The sequence below is a fragment of the Hyunsoonleella ulvae genome, from assembly GCF_016827605.1.
GTDB lineage: Bacteria > Bacteroidota > Bacteroidia > Flavobacteriales > Flavobacteriaceae > Jejuia > Jejuia ulvae.
The window spans coordinates 456,324-473,021 of record NZ_JAEPJQ010000001.1; the positions used below are offsets into that span (position 1 = coordinate 456,324).

A 16,698-nucleotide genomic window follows, 5' to 3' on the forward strand; every position below is an offset into this window, starting at 1 on the left:
CGAGTTCAGGATGACAAATCACTAATTTGTCATGAAAAAAGAAGACTGTTTTTATCTAGGAAAAATTGTAAAAAAATACAGTTTTAAAGGGGAAGTATTAGCAAAACTAGATACCGATGAGCCCGACCTTTACGAAAACTTAGATGCTATTTTCTTGGAGCTAAGAAATAATCTGGTGCCTTTTTTTGTAGAACGCTCGCAGTTACACAAATCTACATTGCTCCGTTTAAAATTTGAGGACGTGGATACAGAAGCAGATGCAGAAGCCATTATTAAAAGCAGCCTATACTTACCACTTGATTTACTACCAAAACTAGAGGGTAATAAATTTTATTTTCATGAAGTAATTGGGTTTACCATTACCGATAAAAACTTTGGAGACGTTGGCATCCTAAAAACCATAAATGATACTACAGCCCAGGCTCTTTTTGAAATTGATAGAAATGGAACAGAAATACTTATCCCTATGAATGATGAATTTATTTTAAAAGTAAACCGAGAGCATAAAACCATTTTAGTTGAAACTCCAGAAGGTTTAATAGATCTTTATTTGTAAACCTAAGCTTCTATAACTGCTTTCGTTTCTATGATACTTATATTATTTTGAAAATTGTCGCGCTGCCCTATTAACAGTTTACAAACCGACACTGGTATATGCAGTTCTTGTAGAAAATTATTATAATTATCAATACTCATCTGCTCAACATTACATATATGTCGCAATATTTTATCTACTTCGTTATCCATCACTAATCTATTGATGACATCTAAAAACTGATTATTTACGCTGCTTAATCTATCTTGAATTGATGGCACACCTCCCATATCTAAAATTTGTGCTTTTAAAGCATTACTAAATTCTCTGCGTTGAAAACTATACCGTTTTAACAAAGCTTCCAACTCAGCACCTAAAGCAATATGGGAAGACATTTCATAAATGGTTTTCATCTCATGGTTTAACTGCAACAAACTGTTTAGTTTTTCTAAATTTCTCTTAAGAGACCTCATGTTCTTTTTCTTTAAAATAGTTACGTAATTACATACATATATGTATATACGCATACTATCATGAAAACGTATGTCTTAAAAATCATTTTTAACATTTTTTATGACAATTTCAAGTTATTTTTACCAGATCAGTCTCTAAATTATTTTAATGAAGACATCAACTTTCACATTTAAACAATTTGCTGTCCAGCAAGACAGATGCGCCATGAAAATTGGTACAGATGGGGTTTTATTGGGCGCATGGGCCTCGGTGGAGCATAATCCTTATAATATTTTAGACATTGGTGCTGGCACAGGAATTTTAAGCCTCATGATGGCGCAACGCACTAATGCAGCACAAATAGAAGCTATAGAAATTGATGATGATGCTTTTGAACAGTGCGCTGAAAACTTTGAAAATTCCCCATGGAATGACAGACTCTTTTGTTTTCACGCTTCCTTACTAGAATATATCGAAGCTGTAGATGAAAAATTTGACCTTATCATTTGCAATCCTCCTTTTTATTCTGAAGATTATAAAACACAAGAAACATCTAGAAATTTAGCACGTTTTAGTGACGCTATGCCACTTGAACATATCATTTTTGCAGTTATTAACTTTCTATCAGATCAAGGGAAATTTTCTATTATTATACCTTATAAAGAAGAACAAAAATACATAGAAGAAGCTAGCCTTATTAATCTTTTTCCAAATCGTATCCTACATGTTAAAGGCAATCCTACTTCTAACGTAAAACGAAGTCTTATTGAGTTTTCTTATCACGAAAGTGATATAAAAATAAGTAAACTGATTATTGAAACAGATAGACATCAATATACCGATGCGTATATCAACCTTACTAAAGACTTTTACTTAAAAATGTAGAGGTTTTATACAACTACCAACTTTACTCATTACAAATTCTTCAAAAACCCCTGTTTTTAATTTAAAATTTTCAATAAATTTGGCTTAAATATGAATAAAATCAAAATTCATGAAGCCAGACTTATTCGAAGCTCCCGATTATTACAACGTAGACGAATTACTTAGTGATGAGCACAAGTTAGTGCGTGATGCAGCCAGAGAGTGGGTAAAACGTGACGTTTCTCCTATTATTGAAGCCTATGCACAAAAGGCTGAATTTCCAAAACAGATTATTGGAGGTTTAGCAGAAATTGGTGCTTTTGGTCCATACATTCCTATGGAGTATGGTGGTGCTGGATTAGACCAGATAAGTTATGGTTTAATTATGCAAGAAATAGAGCGTGGCGATTCTGGTGTGCGTTCTACTGCATCAGTACAATCCTCTTTAGTAATGTATCCCATTTGGAAATATGGCGACGAAGCACAACGAAAAAAATACCTACCCAAATTAGCCAGCGGGGAATGGATGGGATGCTTTGGATTAACGGAACCCGATCATGGCAGTAACCCAGGAGGCATGACCACCAATTTTAAGGACATGGGTGACCATTATCTTTTAAATGGCGCAAAACTATGGATTAGCAACGCTCCTTTTGCTCAAGTAGCCGTAGTATGGGCCAAAAATGAAGAAGGTAGAATTCATGGACTAATTGTAGAACGCGGTATGGAAGGTTTCTCTACGCCTGAAACTCACAATAAATGGTCGCTTCGTGCATCTGCAACAGGTGAACTTATTTTTGATAATGTTAAAGTACCCAAAGAAAACTTACTTCCTAATAAATCTGGATTGGGCGCCCCTTTAGGCTGTTTAGATTCTGCACGCTATGGTATTGCTTGGGGTGCTATTGGTGCTGCTATGGATTGCTACGATACTGCTTTACGCTACAGTAAAGAACGCATGCAATTTGGCAAACCCATTGGGCAATTTCAGCTACAGCAAAAGAAATTGGCCGAAATGATTACCGAAATTACCAAAGCTCAACTTCTCGCTTGGAGATTAGGCGTTTTGCGTAATGATGGCAAAGCTACCTCTGCACAAATCTCTATGGCAAAGCGTAATAATGTGGAAATGGCCATTACCATTGCAAGAGAAGCACGTCAAATTTTAGGCGGCATGGGTATTACCGGAGAATACAGTATCATGCGCCATATGATGAACCTAGAAAGCGTGATTACCTACGAAGGCACACACGATATCCACTTATTGATTACCGGTTTGGATATTACGGGATTGAATGGGTTTAAATAAAGTATATTCATTTCTTAAACATACTTCCCCACTACATCGTTTTAGTAAAAAATATACTTGCAAAGTGATTTTTGTCAGGTTTTTTCATGAATGCTACAGCTAATTTTGTCTTGAATAAGAATGCGTTTTTATACCATTGAATAGTTAAGCATCATGAAAGATTCAAGAAAAGACATTATCCAGTTTACCAATCTACAACTCGCTGCTTTAGGTCAGCCTACATTTAAAGATAAGGACGATAGCAGTATTAAATTTTGTGACCCAGAGTTTGAAAAAACTACCAAACCACTCATCATGAGTTTAAGGGAGAAGTCAAGATTACTCGCGGATCATTTATCGCCAGCAGATGCTAGAATTCAAAATTTTATAGACCGATATTTAAAGGATATTACTATAGATAAATCCTTTAAACTTCCCAATAACACTTTAATCCTTTCTAAAAAAGGACAAGCAAGAGAGGTCAGCTTACCGCCAGACGGTACTTCTTTTGAAAGCGATTTGGTAAACTCTAAACGTTTAAAACAAGGTATTTTAAACAACCCTTTACACGATAAGAGAACCACAAAAGGCACATTTCATATTGTAGAAGGAGTATTGCCCGTGCCTTTAGATAAAAAAGAAGTACCAAAAGTTGTTCTGGCTCACTTTTTAAATGAAGCTTTTAAACCATCGGATGATTTAAATACACTGCCATTTACATCCAACCAAAAAGAGAAAGCCAAAACTATGGTTTCCATGCTTTTAAGGCCAACAGTATGCCCTGAAGTAAAAGGTATCGCATCTAAAAAATCCTTAGAAGTGCGCTTTTTTGCGCCAGGAAATTTAGTGAGCAACCTAGATTTTGTGGAAAATATTTTTGGTAATGCAGGTAACCCCAACCTAGCGCATAACGATGCTGCACTAGATCCTGAGCATTGGACGGGGCATACGGGATGCATCATACTTGCACCTCAACTGTTAAAGCTTAAAAAGAAAGATGTAGGCTTACCTAATTATAAAGACGCAACGGAACGCCAGAGAAAAGATGGCATGTGCTGGAAAGACGCCAATGAATTGTATAATGATGGTGGCGCTTTTAAAATTACCTGTAGGGACAATAGTGGTGTGGTAGTAACCTTAATTGCTGATAACTACTATGGCTATTCTAAAAAGGAGATTAAAACACAAATTAGTTATTCGGCAAATTTATATGGCGTTTTAGAAGAGGAACATGCTGGTGGTGCTATTGCTTATGCAAGACGCGTAATGGGAGATACTGTAAATTGCGAGGATTATAAGATGTACTATGGCTTAGACCACACCATTGAAGATGTTAAAACCCTATTAGGAGATCGCATTGAGGTAAAACCAGAAAACTATGCGGTAGATAAAAAATATCCCAATGTAGTTTACATCCCAGAGTCGTCGTATTTCAACACCAACACCAATAGTATTACTTGGACGCATAAAGGCAAAGAACAACAACTAAAGTTATCGCCTTTTAAAACCTATATGCACCCATCAGGAAATAAACTAAGGCTGGAAAAACACACATCGATTAATTTATGGCGCATGGTAGAAACCTATCCAGAGGGCGTATTTTGCCATAAACCCTGTACAGTTTCTGGGGGTGGTAAGTCGGAGATTTCCAAATCTATGCAAAACGCCATAACCTACAGCCGTTTTAACATTCACAACATAGAAGAAGATTTTAAAAAAGCTGATGAAATTATAGAATTTGACTATTCTACACGATGGAAAGACAAAAGCATTAAACGTCCAAAATCCAGATCTTTATTAAGTGAAAAACGTACTTTAGGCTCTGTTGTAAAACTTTTAACACCATCAGATGACAACTCCGATGAATTCAACGAATGGCTAAATAACATTCCCGTTCATGTACGCTCTTTGGTACTGTTTGTAAAACGCTTGTTTAGACAAGCCCATGGTGCTAACCTGAATTGGAAAGACATGATGTCTGTAGAGACAATTAATGGCGTTAAAGGCACATCGCTTATTTACAATAACAATCCTGTCGTAGGTAGTTATGTGAGAATAGGCTTTAACCAAGAGGGTAACTGGATGCTCAATAAATTACGTTCGGATTTTTCGGCTTCGGAAAAAATTCAAACTGAAGATGATATTTCGGCATCAATAACATTACCAAGACATCAGTTTAAAGACCTAAACCCAGAGTACCCAAATAAAAGCGTAAAAGTTTTGGTAAACTGCGAAGCACACTTATTCCAAAGACCTGATGAAGCTATTGTGAGGGGTTATGATAAAGGTGCAGAATTGGATATTATTTCTGATGGTAGATTTTTAACCAACTATGAGATGTTAACCAAACAAGATGCTATAGACATATACGAGGACACCATAAACTATGACAAATACACCAAACCGGTTCAAGATTTTATAAAAGCCATTATTGATAGTGATGACGATACTGTACAGTTTGTGTTGCCATCGCATCCTAGAATTATTGAAGATGGTTTACCCACTAAAAACCCTCGCTATTTAGAACCTAATCGATTTTATAATGAAACCGAGGCATCATATATCTCTGATATGGGCGTGCGTTTAAAACGAAAAATTAAGTTAGAAGACCCTGTAATTCATGTGGTAAATGCCGTATTACCTGGCAGAAGGAACAACCCAGTTGACAAAAAAGCGGGTATTAGGCCTTTAGCGGTTTACAACCCAATACATTATCAAGAAACTCCAGAATTATTCATGGATTTTATCTGTAGCTTAACGGGTAAATCACCATCTACTACAGGAGCTGGATCGGAGGGGGCTTTAACCAAAGCACCGTTTAACATGTTGACACCAACAACTGATTTAAACAATGCCTTACTATCACATATACTCACGGAGTCTAACGGGTTTAGCACTGCTGCGGGTTATGTGGGCGCTGAAAACAAAATAGACCATGACGTTAGTTTATTAATCCCCGAAATATGGGCGAGAATGGCTCCTGAAGATAGAAACCCAAAAAATTTAATCGAAGTAGGTGCTCTTGAAAAGTTAGAAGATTTTGAATATAATGGGCAAACGGTATTAGCCAGTAGACTAGGTTATAGAATTACTGAAAAATTTAATTTACTATGCCTAAACCGAATTTTTGATGAACCCACAGCCGTGTTTAACGAGCGCATGCTAAAACCAGAATTACAAGGTCTGGAGGACTACGTAGATGGCATTAACAATATTACTGAAGCACAGCAAAAAGTAGCCCTCAATTATTTTGAAGATGGTAGTGTTGAAGCTGCTATTCCTCCATTAAAAATACTGTTACATATTATGGCATATGGCAACTATGAAGGCAAAGACATTAGCGACCCAGAATTGCGTAAATATTTTGACAGGGAGTATGTTGTAAATAGCAATTGGTATAAAGAGCGCTTAGTGCTAAAACAACAAAAGGATATTGAATTCTACAAATCTCAAATAGCATATTTAGAAGATTTTATAGTTGATGATAAAAATAAAGACCTTGTTGCTGAAATGCATATTGAACAACGATTGGCTTCTGTAAAAACAGCTTTCTCTAAAGTTATATCAGATGGCTATGTAACACAATTGGTAGGCACCATTGGTGCAGATCCTTTGTTTAGAAAAGCACCTTAAAGAATAGTTGATTAATTTTTAGTTATGTTTAGTGAATCTGGGAGGTAACAACAAAGTATCTCCCAGATTTTTTTGTTTCAACTACAGCTTCAACTATATTTGCCGAAAATTTTAAGCCTTGCACAAATTCACTGCTATATGTTTTGTCTTTTTATACATGATTGCCATGTTAAGGCCTGTGCAGCCTTATGTTGAATATATTATAAATCAAGACTACATTGCCGAGTTTTTATGTATCAATAAAGACAAACCAGAGATACAATGTAACGGAAAATGCCACCTGGTAAAGCAAATTGAAAAACAGAAAGAACAAGAGCCTTTGTCTGCACTTTCTATTTCTTTAGAAAATTACCCTATCGGTTTTGTAACTATTCTAAAGATTGAAGGATTATATGACTTTGACTTAAATAAAAAATCTGCAAATACGCCTTACCAGATATTATATAGTTTCGATTATAATTACGGTACGTTTCAACCACCAGACTTAGTGTAATCATTTCTTTCTACATATTCTTTTGCGTTAGGGATAGAAGCGGCATCCTTTTTTGTTTTTCTCAAAAAAGATATAGCGGATAGCCCGACCCTTGTGGTAACGCCCAAATAATTACATAAAAAATTAATCTAAACTTACAATGAAACATATAATCATTGCAATACTGTGTATTGTAACTTCATTAACTTTTGCACAACACGACAATCACAATACACAAAACTCAAATTTATGGTCTTCAGGTAGACCTGATGGACATGCTCCTATATCTGTTATGGCAGACCATACACACCATAAAGGAGAATTTATGTTCTCTTATCGCTACATGACTATGGACATGCGCCAGTTAAGACAAGGCACTAACGATGCCACAGCAGCAGATGCACATGCTAATTATATGGTAGCTCCAATTGATATGATAATGAATATGCACATGCTGGGTGCTATGTACGCACCATCCGATAAGATAACCTTAATGGCTATGGCTAATTATCTTGAAAACGATATGAATTTACAAATGCGTAATGGCAATGAATTTGCCACAAATACCTCTGGCTTAGGAGATGTAATGGTAAGTGCATTGTATAGTATTTTTAATAAAGATAGAAAGGCAATGCATGCACAACTAGGAGTAAACATACCTACTGGTAGTATAGAAGAAAAAAATGTACTACCTGTATCTATGGGCAATGCTATACAATTACCTTACCCTATGCAAACCGGAACAGGTTCTTTTGGAGCTAAACTTGGATTAACGTATTTAGGGCAATGCGATTTGTTTTCTTGGGGGCATCAGTTAACAGGTTTTGTAAATATTAATGACAACGACCAAGATTATAAATTTGGAAACCGTTACAGTTTTAACAATTGGATTGCTGCAAAAGCTGGAGGTAACTTAAGTGTTTCAGTTAGGTTACAAGCACTTCTTATTGACGAAATAGATGGTACAAGTCCGTTGTTAAACCCTATAATGGTTACCACCGCAGATACGGTAAACTCTGGTGGTACATTTATAAATTCTGGTTTTGGGTTGAACTACATGATTAAAGATGGCAGCCTAAAAGGTCTTCGTTTTGCTGGGGAGATAAGCACACCTCTGTACCAAGATTTAAACGGTATACAATTAAAGCAAAACTATAATTTAACCTTTGGTTTACAGTATGCCATGCATTAAACACTAAACCTTAAATAAGTACAAAAAGCGTTTTTCAGCCTGAGAGAAACGCTTTTTTATTGATTTACGCTTTTAAATGTCGTATCTTTAAAAGAAAAATGAAATTGAAATATGTATTGCTAAACATGGGTTTAGTGATTTTGTTTTTCTCCAATTGTTCTGCAAATTATGGGGTATCGGAACCAGAAATGAACGAAGCACAAGATTTAAATGAAGACACTACACCTCCCAACCAAACAGGCCTAATTAAAATACTCGCTTTGGGAGATAGTTACACCATTGGAGAGAGTGTTTGTGACACTTGCAGATTTCCTGAACAACTAAAAGATAGTATCAAAGCAAAAAATCCCGATCGTGGGGCTGAACTAAAAGTAATTGCCAGAACTGGATGGACTACAACTAACCTTAAAAATGCCATTAGCAATGAAATACTCTCCCAAGATTATGATTTGGTTACCCTACTTATAGGTGTGAACAACCAATTTCAAGGCAGGCCTTTTGACCTTTTTGAAAAAGAGTTTCCAGAACTAGTTACGGAAGCTATAAAATACGCAAGTGGTAAAAAGAAAAACCTGATTGTAATATCTATTCCCGATTACGCATTTACACCTTTTGGAAAAGCTAATTCTGCCATTTCCCAGGGTATTAATTTATACAACGATTACACTAGAACATATTGTGAAGCCAACAACATTACCTACGTTTTTATTACAGATATTACCCGACAAGGAATTGAAAAACCAGAATTGGTAGCTTCAGATGGTTTACATCCATCAACCTTAGCCTATTCTAAATTTGTGACTCGCATATTGCCTTTTGCCTTGGAAAAAATTGGTTATAATAGTAACTAATTTGCCTATATTAGCCTAAAGACATTCCAAAAATGCTTTCTTCTAAGAAAAGACTGGACAAGACCTATAATAATGCGAAAGTCATCGATTTTGATGATGACAGTAAGTTTATTTTATTTAGTGACTGTCACCGTGGTGATAACAGTTTTGCCGATGATTTTGCCAATAATCGCAACATCTATTTCCATGCACTAAAGCACTACTATGCAGAGGGATTTCAATACTGCGAATTAGGAGATGGTGATGAACTGTGGGAAAACCTGACCTTTGAGTCTATTTTAAACGCACATAAAAACGTGTATATGCTTATGAAATTGTTTCATAAGGATAATCGCTTACACATGATATGGGGAAACCATGATATGGTGTACCGTAATCCTAATTACGTTAAAAAACACCTCTCTACCTACTTTGATCCTAAAATTGGTAAAGAGGTTGAGCTTTTTGGAGATATTACCTATCATGAAGGCATTATTTTAAAACATTGTGGCACAGGACAAGAGTTATTTTTAACACACGGACATCAGGCCGATTGGTGGAACTACTTATTTTGGAAGTGGAGTAGGTTTTTAGTGCGAATTCTTTGGAAACCACTAAACGTTATGGGCATAGCAGACCCTACTAGCCCTGCTAAAAATTATAAAGAGCTTATAAAAGTTGAGAAGCGTGCTAAAAAGTGGATTGCCCAAAACCATAATTTGTTAACCATTTTTGGCCATACCCATCGCCCACGTTTCCCGGAACCCGGAGATATTGCTTTTTTTAATGATGGAAGCTGTGTACACCCCAGAAGTATCACTGGATTAGAAATTGAAAACGGTACTATATCTTTAATAAAGTGGCAAATTTCTACCAAAGACGACGGCACATTGCAAATTGTACGCGTGTTATTAGAAGGCCCCAGAAATTTGGAGGATTATAGAACAAACTAAATAGATGCTCCAGAAACGATACGAAGGTTTTTTAAATACTCCATGTTTATGGCACAATAGCTCGGTATTTAATTTAAAGCAATTTGAAATCTCATCTAAAACCAATAAAATAGATATCACTATAGATGGACACTTGCGCTTGGGCAAATATGTAGAGCGTTTGGTGGCTTTTGAATTGCAACAACATAAAAACATTACCATTCTTAGTGAAAATATCCAAATTCAAAAAGATAAAACAACTTTGGGAGAGTTAGACTGTTTATTATTAAGAGACAACAAACCTATTCATCTCGAGATTATTTATAAGTTTTACTTATTCGACGCCTCTGTTGGAAGTTCTGAAATTGAACATTTTATTGGCCCTAATAGGAAAGACTCACTGATTGAAAAATTAAATAAACTAAAAGATAAGCAACTACCATTGCTCTATTCTGATGCATGCCAAAATTATTTGAGGACACTCAACATTAATAGTGATACCATTGCACAGCAAGTGTATTTTAAAGCACAATTATTTCTTCCTTACACAAATAAAGATATAGAGCTTAAAACCCTTAACCCCCATTGTGTAGCTGGGTTCTACATAAACCAAAACCAGTTAGGGAAATTTAAAGATTGTAAATTTTTTATCCCTTCTAAAAAGAACTGGTTGGTAAAACCATACTATAATGTAGATTGGCTAAATTTTAAAGACTTTAAAAACCTTACCAAAGACTATTTTGAGCAAAAATTTTCTGCATTGTGTTGGATAAAATTCAAAAACGGCAGCATAAAAAAAATGTTCTTAGTTTGGTGGTAAACTAAGAACATTTTAATTTTAAGACACTAAAAACAAGTTTAGTATCTCATTATTATTCTTTAGGTAATCTTTCGTCAATCATTTTTAGAGGCATCCCCTCCATTAAATCAAATACATCAATAATACTTCTAAAGGTATCTTCTTCTTCTGATTGTTCAGTGATAAACCATTGTAAAAATACTTCGGTTATCAAGTCACCTTCCTTTCTTGCCGCTTTAAATATTTTAAAAATAGATTCCGTAACGGCAATCTCATGTTCTAATCCTGTTTCATAAACACCACGTAAACTCTCAAAATCGTTATTTACGTTAGTGACATTAGGAGAAATAGCAGCACCGCCGTTATCATTAATAAACGTAAATATTTTCATAGCATGCTCTCTTTCCTCTTCCGCCTGCTTGTAGAAGAATGCTTTACTATTTAATAATTCGCGTTGGTCACACCAAGAAGCCATAGCTAGATATGAAGCAGATGCTTTCATCTCCATAGCAACTTGATTATTTAATAAATCCATCACATCTGGATGAATGGACATTTGTTTTCTTATAGCTGTTGTATTCATAACTTCATTGTTTTTAACAAAGTTACGACAAAAGTAAACCAGAAACTAGTATAAGTAAAATTTATACAGAGTCTAAATAAAGATAGTTTTTACACATAAGATATACTGGGAGCATGAAATAAAACCATGATTTCGTCTCTTAATCTCAGTAACTGTGGAATATCTAAATAAAGAAGGTGTTGTCTATCGGCTACGAATAACAAAACAAAATTATCGGTATTCACAATATTTTCTAGTGCATTTAAAGACGTTAAATCATTTATCTTACGTCTTAACTCTAACATTTGAGGAAAGTTTAAGTGAATATCCTTGTTAGGAGTACTTAAAACATACTTACAAAATGTAGTTTTTGAAATTTGGTACGGATATGTTACTTGCTCTTCTATATTCACAACGCAAATATAACTTTTTATTTAGAATAAATAAAAATTAACTTTCTGGAGCTAATTCAACTTCCAAACCTTCCATATCTGGTGTAATTTGTATTTGGCAACCTAGGCGGCTATTATCGCGCACATCAAAAGCTTCAGATAACATGGCTTCCTCATCATCACCCATTTCAGGCAACTCTGTTTCACTATGCACATAACATTGGCATGAAGCACACATGGCCATGCCACCGCATACACCAATAGTACCCTCGGGGGCAAGCTCGTAAGAACGTACAACCTCCATCAAATTCATTGCCATATCTGTTGGTGCTACAATATCGTGTGTTACACCATCCCTATCTGTTATTTTTATATTAATATCTTGCATTTGAAACTGTTTACTGCAGAAGATTTAGCATATTTTGTGCCACAAATTTAAATGAAGAAAATGGAACTATTAAATTAATACCCTACTAATTTAATAGGATTTAACAAAAATATGAAATCCGTAAAATAAGTATGTTTTTCGCATGACTTTTGCATCAAAGGACTTGTATTATCGAAAGTTTTGTAGCATTCTTAAACCTCTATATTGATAACCTCTTCTATTTGAGGCACGTATTTTTTTATGGTCATCTCTACTCCAGACTTCAAAGTCATTTGGTTAACACTACAACCTACACAAGCACCTTGTAATTGCACTTTTACAAGCGTATCGTCGTTCTCGATGGACAGCAGAGATATGTCACCCCCATCACTCTGCAGGAACGGACGAATCTCTTCTAAAGCTTTCTCAACGTTTGATTTTACTTCTTCTGTTGTCATGTCTTATTTCTTTACGGCTGAACATCCAGCCATTGTGGTAATTTTTATTGCTTCAGTTGGTGGCAAATTCTCATTCCTTCTTACAACCTCTTGCACTACATTCTGCGTTAATTTTTCAAAAGCTTGCTCTAATGATGTTGCCGTTTGCAATGCCGCTGGCCTCCCTACATCTCCTGCTTCCCTAATACTTTGTACTAACGGAATTTCTCCCAAAAATGGTACTTTTAAATCTTCCGCCAAGTGTTTTGCGCCTTCTTGTCCAAAAATATAGTACTTATTATCAGGTAATTCTTCTGGTGTAAAGTACGCCATATTTTCAATAATTCCTAAAACTGGCACTTGAATACTGTCCTGTTGAAACATTGCCACACCTTTTTTGGCATCAGCCAGAGCTACATTTTGCGGTGTACTTACCACCACTGCTCCTGTTATGGGTAGCGATTGCATAATGCTTAAGTGAATATCTCCTGTTCCTGGAGGTAAATCAAGTAGTAAGAAATCTAACTCACTCCAGTGTGCATCAAAAATCATTTGGTTTAGAGCTTTAGCTGCCATTGGCCCTCTCCATACCACCGCCTGATTAGGCTGAGTAAAAAACCCAATGGACAACACTTTAACTCCATAATTTTCAATGGGTTTCATTTTAGACTTTCCATCTATATTTACGGCTAGAGGTTTTTCTGCCTCTACATCAAACATAATAGGTATAGATGGACCGTAAATATCTGCATCTAGCACACCTACTTTAAAACCCATTTTTGATAATGATACTGCCAAGTTAGCTGTAACTGTAGATTTGCCAACACCTCCTTTTCCTGAGGCTACCGCCACAATATTTTGAATCCCTGGAATAGGTTTTCCTTTAATAACATTAGCTTTTGGTTTTGCTGGAGCTTCTACCTTAACATTCACAGTGATTTTTGCCTTTTCGTAAACCTTCTCGTGTATGGTCTTAAGGATATCAACTTCCGTTCGCTTTTTTGCTTGAAGGCTAGGATTATTTATCGTAATATCTACAATAACTTCGTCTGCAAATGTTACTACATTTTTAACCGCACCACTTTCTACCATATTTTGTCCTTCGCCAGGAACTGTAATGGTTTCTAGTGCTTTTAATATATCTTGTTTATTTAACTTCATTGCCTTTATTCAGAATCATTCTAAGTGCAAAGATAGTTAATAATGACAGAAGACTGATGACGGAAGTTAGAAGATTTATTGATGTAGTTATTGGGTTAGGTTATCGTATTTTATTATTCTGATAAATAACATTACATAAAATTAAAGAGGTAATAATTACTGTTTTTAATGAAATTAAAAGAAAACAAGCTATCGAAATGAACTATTCATAAAAAATAAGGTAAATCTTTCATCATGAATAAAACATTATATCTTTGTCTCTTAATTTTGAATATCAAAATAGAATATTCTTAACCCAAACTTTTTTTTGATTATGTTACACAAAACACTTAAACGAGTAGTATTATTTTTTGTAGTTGCTACTGCTACGCTTAGTTGTGAGAGCAACGATGACACAATGGACACATCTGGAGATTTGTTGGGAGACTGGGAATTAACCAGTTACACCACTAGTGGCAGTACATCAGCAACTGTACAAGGCAACACCATAAGCTCTAACTATACTGGAAAAGCCCTTAATATTGATTACATCATGACAATAAGTGAAAATCCTAATAGAGCCATTACTGAAAATGGTAGTTTTGATATTGAATTGGTATCATCTATCAATGGAGTTAATTCAACAGAAACTACCTCAATAAACAATATTAACTCTGAAACTGGCTGGAGTAGAAATGGCAACATATTGACATTTACTGAAGAATTTGCTTCATTTGACACCAATGCACCTGTTGTTGATGATGTTTCAGCTAATCCTGATTACATTATAGAGGAACTTACTGATACATCTTTAATACTAAGTACAAGTATATCAGAGCAAATCAATGATTCTGGAGTTGATTTTGACGTTGATGTTATGCTTAGACTTACGTTTGCAAGAATTTAATAACAAAAAGTAAACCGCCTTATGTTGAGCTTTAGGCGGTTTTCTTTTTATGCTTAAAATAAGTTTTTATAGGTTTTTTGATGGATCCCAAAACACGGCATCAAAATTTTTAATCTGGTTATCCTCTACAATTACGCCTTCGCTTTCCAGAAGTTGCTGCATTAAATTAGTACCATCAAAATGATGTTTCCCGGTTAACAAGCCCTTTCTATTTACCACACGGTGTGCTGGCACATCTTTTCCTGCAGAACCATTCATAGCATATCCCACCATTCTTGCGCTTCTTACAGCTCCCAAATACTTAGCAATAGCACCATAACTGGTTACTCTTCCATATGGTATTAAACGCGCTACTTCATAAACCTTATCAAAAAAACTAAGCCTTTCTGGTTTCATTTTTTAAAAGTCTTTAATAACATTTATTAAGGTTATAATTGAAATTATCCCCGTAATGCCTCCAATAATATAGTTCATGTTTTTTTGAGAAGTAAACGACTTACTCTTTATTTTATCGAAAAAGAAAATGTATATGTACAACATTACAAAAGTGCCCATACCAGCTCCCGCTACATAAGACAAGATACTCGTAAGTTCAAAATCCAATACATGAATAGATGCCAATGTTATGGTTACATAGGCTTGATATGGTATTGGAAATACGTTGATTGCAGACATTAACATGCCTTGAAAAAACCGACTGTGCTTACTTTTAACCTTTGGTGCTATTTGCTGTTTGTTTGAAGCTTTTGCGATAAACAAAAAATAAATTGTTATTAAAATGAATATTACCAATGCAATACTCCTAAGGATATCTACCACTTCAGGGTGCTTACTTAAGTATCTAGCAAAAATGGCTGCCAAGTATGTTTGGGCAAAAACGGTAATACATACTCCAATGGAAAACACAACACCTCTTACATGCCCTTCTTTAAGACTTATTTTAGCCGCCGTCATATTTAGTAATCCCGGTGGAATTACACCTATTAATGCAAAGAAAAGACCAATAAAAAAAATAAAAGTAAGGTTCATTTACCCATTTATTTTAAACCTTATAAAGGTAATAGGTTTATTTTGTTCTAGATATTGTGATTCGTAAAAAGTTTGTATGCTAGTAACTTCCTCTGGACTGCCTTCTTGCTTATATACATTATGGTTTGCATACAATACCTCATGCCCTGCCCCGTGTAATAATCCTAGTGTATATCCGTGCATAAACTCACTGTCTGTTTTTAAATTAACCAAACCGCTAGGTTTCAAAATTTGTTTGTAACGTTTTAAAAACTCCAAATTTGTTAAACGATGTTTGGTGCGCTTGTACTTTATTTGCGGATCTGGAAAGGTAATCCAAATTTCATCTACTTCGTTTTCTGCAAAAGCATGGTCTATCAATTCAATTTGTGTTCGTAGAAATGCCACATTGGCTAAACTTTCTTCAATTGCGGTTTTGGCACCTCGCCAAAACCTGGCTCCTTTAATATCTACACCTATAAAATTTTTATCTGGATATTTTTGTGCCAGCGCTACTGAGTATTCTCCTTTTCCACAACCTAATTCTAAAACAATTGGGTTATTATTTTTAAAGAATTTTTTGCGCCATTGTCCTTTCAACTCATATTCGCTATTAACCAGTACTTCTCGTGTTGGTTGAAACACATTTGCAAAGGTTTCGTTTTCCTTAAAACGTTTTAGTTTGTTTTTGCTACCCAAAGTATATTAACTTTTTCTTAATTATTTATTTTGAATTGGTAAAATTAAGGAAATATATAACAGGGTTTATATCTTTACTTTTGATTTTAGCCTGAACCGCGTGAGGGATTGAGGGATTTGTTGAAGCTCTTTTTGCGTTATTGCCTGCCAGTTGTAGGCAGGCAATAACGCAAAAAAGCGACTCCCGA

19 protein-coding genes are annotated in these 16,698 nt (G+C 35.2%); 10 read left to right on the forward strand and 9 right to left on the reverse strand.

The features are described from left to right. Positions 1-31: 31 nt before the first annotated feature. Positions 32-556, forward strand: a complete 525-nt coding sequence (rimM, locus tag JS605_RS02095; protein WP_203256023.1) for a ribosome maturation factor RimM — start codon at positions 32-34, stop codon at positions 554-556. A 2-nt stretch (positions 557-558) separates the two neighbouring features. On the opposite strand, the gene JS605_RS02100 is transcribed toward rimM, so the two are convergent. Next, the gene (locus JS605_RS02100; protein WP_203256024.1) at positions 559-1,008 is read right to left on the reverse strand and encodes a DUF2383 domain-containing protein; all 450 of its coding nucleotides are present in this window, start codon (positions 1,006-1,008) and stop codon (positions 559-561) included. Positions 1,009-1,156: 148 nt separating this feature from the next. Here JS605_RS02100 and JS605_RS02105 point away from each other — a divergent pair, with 148 nt between their 5' ends. The 8 genes from JS605_RS02105 to JS605_RS02140 all read left to right on the forward strand — a co-directional run bounded on the left by JS605_RS02105 (position 1,157) and on the right by JS605_RS02140 (position 11,019). After that, positions 1,157-1,873 carry a tRNA1(Val) (adenine(37)-N6)-methyltransferase gene (locus JS605_RS02105; protein ID WP_203256025.1) on the forward strand — a complete coding sequence of 239 codons (717 nt, stop codon included), beginning with the start codon at positions 1,157-1,159 and terminating at the stop codon, positions 1,871-1,873. A gap of 109 nt (positions 1,874-1,982) precedes the next feature. After that, complete coding sequence (locus tag JS605_RS02110; protein WP_203256026.1) at positions 1,983-3,161, forward strand: acyl-CoA dehydrogenase family protein; 1,179 nt, start codon at positions 1,983-1,985, stop codon at positions 3,159-3,161. Between the two features lie 153 nt (positions 3,162-3,314). Beyond that, positions 3,315-6,773, forward strand: a complete 3,459-nt coding sequence (locus JS605_RS02115) for a hypothetical protein (RefSeq protein ID WP_203256027.1) — start codon at positions 3,315-3,317, stop codon at positions 6,771-6,773. A gap of 157 nt (positions 6,774-6,930) precedes the next feature. Continuing rightward, the gene (locus tag JS605_RS02120) at positions 6,931-7,266 is read left to right on the forward strand and encodes a hypothetical protein (protein ID WP_203256028.1); all 336 of its coding nucleotides are present in this window, start codon (positions 6,931-6,933) and stop codon (positions 7,264-7,266) included. Positions 7,267-7,405: 139 nt separating this feature from the next. Continuing rightward, positions 7,406-8,437, forward strand: coding sequence for a transporter (locus JS605_RS02125; RefSeq protein WP_203256029.1), 1,032 nt, complete (start codon positions 7,406-7,408; stop codon positions 8,435-8,437). Positions 8,438-8,535: 98 nt separating this feature from the next. Further along, complete coding sequence (locus JS605_RS02130) at positions 8,536-9,288, forward strand: SGNH/GDSL hydrolase family protein (protein WP_203256030.1); 753 nt, start codon at positions 8,536-8,538, stop codon at positions 9,286-9,288. 32 nt (positions 9,289-9,320) lie between these two features. Then, positions 9,321-10,220, forward strand: coding sequence for a metallophosphoesterase family protein (locus JS605_RS02135; RefSeq protein ID WP_203256031.1), 900 nt, complete (start codon positions 9,321-9,323; stop codon positions 10,218-10,220). A gap of 4 nt (positions 10,221-10,224) precedes the next feature. Further along, the gene (locus JS605_RS02140; RefSeq protein WP_203256032.1) at positions 10,225-11,019 is read left to right on the forward strand and encodes a DUF1853 family protein; all 795 of its coding nucleotides are present in this window, start codon (positions 10,225-10,227) and stop codon (positions 11,017-11,019) included. Positions 11,020-11,071: 52 nt separating this feature from the next. Here the strand turns inward: JS605_RS02140 and JS605_RS02145 are convergent, their stop codons facing one another. From JS605_RS02145 to JS605_RS02165, 5 genes are all read right to left on the reverse strand, one after another. Beyond that, a complete protein-coding gene (locus JS605_RS02145; RefSeq protein ID WP_203256033.1) occupies positions 11,072-11,581 on the reverse strand; it encodes a ferritin in 510 nt (169 codons plus the stop codon). A gap of 89 nt (positions 11,582-11,670) precedes the next feature. After that, the gene (locus tag JS605_RS02150; protein ID WP_203256034.1) at positions 11,671-11,973 is read right to left on the reverse strand and encodes a hypothetical protein; all 303 of its coding nucleotides are present in this window, start codon (positions 11,971-11,973) and stop codon (positions 11,671-11,673) included. A 37-nt stretch (positions 11,974-12,010) separates the two neighbouring features. Continuing rightward, positions 12,011-12,340 (reverse strand): 2Fe-2S iron-sulfur cluster-binding family protein, encoded by a 330-nt coding sequence (locus tag JS605_RS02155; protein WP_203256035.1) that lies wholly within the window; start codon positions 12,338-12,340, stop codon positions 12,011-12,013. A gap of 191 nt (positions 12,341-12,531) precedes the next feature. Next, a complete protein-coding gene (locus tag JS605_RS02160; RefSeq protein ID WP_203256036.1) occupies positions 12,532-12,777 on the reverse strand; it encodes a NifU family protein in 246 nt (81 codons plus the stop codon). 3 nt (positions 12,778-12,780) lie between these two features. After that, positions 12,781-13,917, reverse strand: coding sequence for an Mrp/NBP35 family ATP-binding protein (locus JS605_RS02165; protein WP_203256037.1), 1,137 nt, complete (start codon positions 13,915-13,917; stop codon positions 12,781-12,783). A 313-nt stretch (positions 13,918-14,230) separates the two neighbouring features. On the opposite strand from JS605_RS02165, the gene JS605_RS02170 reads away from it, so the two are divergent. Beyond that, a complete protein-coding gene (locus JS605_RS02170; protein WP_203256038.1) occupies positions 14,231-14,803 on the forward strand; it encodes a hypothetical protein in 573 nt (190 codons plus the stop codon). 66 nt (positions 14,804-14,869) lie between these two features. On the opposite strand, the gene JS605_RS02175 is transcribed toward JS605_RS02170, so the two are convergent. From JS605_RS02175 to trmB, 3 genes are read right to left on the reverse strand one after another with little or no spacing between them, the layout of a single operon-like run. Continuing rightward, positions 14,870-15,199 carry an MGMT family protein gene (locus tag JS605_RS02175; protein ID WP_203256039.1) on the reverse strand — a complete coding sequence of 110 codons (330 nt, stop codon included), beginning with the start codon at positions 15,197-15,199 and terminating at the stop codon, positions 14,870-14,872. Between the two features lie 3 nt (positions 15,200-15,202). Beyond that, on the reverse strand, positions 15,203-15,832 hold the full coding sequence (locus JS605_RS02180; protein WP_203256040.1) for a LysE family transporter: 630 nt from the start codon (positions 15,830-15,832) through the stop codon (positions 15,203-15,205). After that, positions 15,833-16,510 (reverse strand): tRNA (guanosine(46)-N7)-methyltransferase TrmB, encoded by a 678-nt coding sequence (trmB, locus tag JS605_RS02185; RefSeq protein ID WP_203256041.1) that lies wholly within the window; start codon positions 16,508-16,510, stop codon positions 15,833-15,835. Between the last annotated feature and the right edge of the window lie 188 nt (positions 16,511-16,698).

Coding starts and splice junctions, on each gene's coding strand:
- rimM (WP_203256023.1), top strand. CDS start 32: ATGAAAAAAGAAGACTGTTTTTATCTAGGAAAAATTGTAAAAAAATAC.
- JS605_RS02100 (WP_203256024.1), bottom strand. CDS start 1,008: ATGAGGTCTCTTAAGAGAAATTTAGAAAAACTAAACAGTTTGTTGCAG.
- JS605_RS02105 (WP_203256025.1), top strand. CDS start 1,157: ATGAAGACATCAACTTTCACATTTAAACAATTTGCTGTCCAGCAAGAC.
- JS605_RS02110 (WP_203256026.1), top strand. CDS start 1,983: ATGAAGCCAGACTTATTCGAAGCTCCCGATTATTACAACGTAGACGAA.
- JS605_RS02115 (WP_203256027.1), top strand. CDS start 3,315: ATGAAAGATTCAAGAAAAGACATTATCCAGTTTACCAATCTACAACTC.
- JS605_RS02120 (WP_203256028.1), top strand. CDS start 6,931: ATGATTGCCATGTTAAGGCCTGTGCAGCCTTATGTTGAATATATTATA.
- JS605_RS02125 (WP_203256029.1), top strand. CDS start 7,406: ATGAAACATATAATCATTGCAATACTGTGTATTGTAACTTCATTAACT.
- JS605_RS02130 (WP_203256030.1), top strand. CDS start 8,536: ATGAAATTGAAATATGTATTGCTAAACATGGGTTTAGTGATTTTGTTT.
- JS605_RS02135 (WP_203256031.1), top strand. CDS start 9,321: ATGCTTTCTTCTAAGAAAAGACTGGACAAGACCTATAATAATGCGAAA.
- JS605_RS02140 (WP_203256032.1), top strand. CDS start 10,225: ATGCTCCAGAAACGATACGAAGGTTTTTTAAATACTCCATGTTTATGG.
- JS605_RS02145 (WP_203256033.1), bottom strand. CDS start 11,581: ATGAATACAACAGCTATAAGAAAACAAATGTCCATTCATCCAGATGTG.
- JS605_RS02155 (WP_203256035.1), bottom strand. CDS start 12,340: ATGCAAGATATTAATATAAAAATAACAGATAGGGATGGTGTAACACAC.
- JS605_RS02160 (WP_203256036.1), bottom strand. CDS start 12,777: ATGACAACAGAAGAAGTAAAATCAAACGTTGAGAAAGCTTTAGAAGAG.
- JS605_RS02165 (WP_203256037.1), bottom strand. CDS start 13,917: ATGAAGTTAAATAAACAAGATATATTAAAAGCACTAGAAACCATTACA.
- JS605_RS02170 (WP_203256038.1), top strand. CDS start 14,231: ATGTTACACAAAACACTTAAACGAGTAGTATTATTTTTTGTAGTTGCT.
- JS605_RS02175 (WP_203256039.1), bottom strand. CDS start 15,199: ATGAAACCAGAAAGGCTTAGTTTTTTTGATAAGGTTTATGAAGTAGCG.
- JS605_RS02180 (WP_203256040.1), bottom strand. CDS start 15,832: ATGAACCTTACTTTTATTTTTTTTATTGGTCTTTTCTTTGCATTAATA.